At 66.3% G+C, this 1,438-nt stretch carries 1 protein-coding gene; it reads right to left on the bottom strand.

The features are described 5' to 3' along the window. Positions 1-23 precede the first annotated feature (23 nt). A complete protein-coding gene (locus QK290_RS18420; protein WP_282332118.1) occupies positions 24-1,325 on the bottom strand; it encodes an ISL3 family transposase in 1,302 nt (433 codons plus the stop codon). Positions 1,326-1,438: the final 113 nt, after the last annotated feature.

Genomic DNA, 1,438 nt, shown 5'->3' with positions numbered 1-1,438 from the left:
GGCTCTCCTGACTCTTCCGTGGGTCAATTTCGGCCGGGGAGCACCGGTTTGTGACCGCCGAGGCTGAGCATCGCGAGGGCGATGAGTGCTTCGGGTGATTTGAAGCCGAAAGCGATGCGGGTGATGAGTCTGATCTTCGTGTTCATCGATTCGACTCGTCCGTTGGAGAGCCCATGCTCGATCGCGGCGAGGATCGCGGCACGGTGGTTGACGATGCTGCGTTGGAGCTTCACGAACGCGGGGATCCGGCACCGGCGCGCCCAGGCGACCCATTTATCGAGGGCTTCGGCGGCTTCGTCGTGGGGCAGTTTGAAGATGACCCGGAGTCCTTCCTTGAGGTAGTAGGCCCGGCCGAGGGTGGGGTTGGTCTGCACGATCCAGGCGAGCTTGACCTGCTGCTTCTCGGTCAGGTTCTCCGGGTTCTTCCAGAGCGCGTAGCGGGAGTTCTTCACACCGGCTGCGCGGGCACTGTCCGGGCGGGGCGGCGCGTCTTTCGCTGGCCGGCCGCGGCCGCGCCTGGCCTCGGTGGTCCGGGCTGCTTTACGGGCGTCGTTCCACGCGGCCCGGCGCACCTCGTCGAGGGCTTCGGTGGCCCATTTGACGACGTGGAACGGGTCGGCGCAGCGGACCGCATTCGGGCACCGCTGGGCCACGACAACGGCGATCCACGCGGCCCCGTCGGCGGAGACGTGCGTGATCCGGGCGCAGCGTTCTGCCCCGATGGCGTCGAAGAACGTGCCCAGGGTGGCCTTGTCTTGGCCCGGGGCCGCCCAGACCAGCCGGCCGCTGTCGTGGTCGACGACGACGGTCAGATACTTGTGGCCGCGCTTGTAGGAGATCTCGTCGATGCCGATCCGCCTCAGGCCGGCGAACTGGTCGTGGAGCTTCTCCGTGTCGTTCCAGACCCGGGTGATGATCGCGCCGACAGTGCGCCAGGCGATACGCATCAGCTCCGTGATGGCGGTCTTGGACGTTTGCGTGGCCAGCCAGGCGACCTGCGCGTCGAAATGGTGGGTGTGGCCGGCCTGATGCCGGGCCCAGGGCACGGCGGCGACGCTCACGCCGTGGACCCGGCAGGACACCCTCGGGGCGTCGGCTTCCAACTCGACCCGGATCGTCCCGGCGTCCAGTGCCCGCCAGCGCCGTCGCCCCTGACCCTGGTCGTATTTCGGGCAACGGCGGCGGCAGATCCCGCACCGGTTCCGCATCGAGCCTGTCGGCCTGACAGAGGCGACCAGTATCCCCGTTTTGTCGTCCAGATCGATGGCCTCGACGACCGTTTTCTCGACACCGAGCAGAGTTCGCCATAGTCTTGCATTTCGCACGCCGTTTTCCCGTCTGAAAGTTTCTGTTCCTTGAACAGTCAGAAACCTAGACAGGAAGCGGCGTGCGTTCGTTAAGGCGCGCTGAAAACGCCCACGGAAGAGTCAGGAGAGCC

Source organism: Pseudarthrobacter sp. AL07, from assembly GCF_029960665.1.
In the GTDB taxonomy this organism is placed as follows: domain Bacteria; phylum Actinomycetota; class Actinomycetes; order Actinomycetales; family Micrococcaceae; genus Arthrobacter.
The sequence above is the reverse complement of the archived record's forward strand: the minus strand, read 5'-3'. Positions and strand labels throughout refer to the sequence as shown.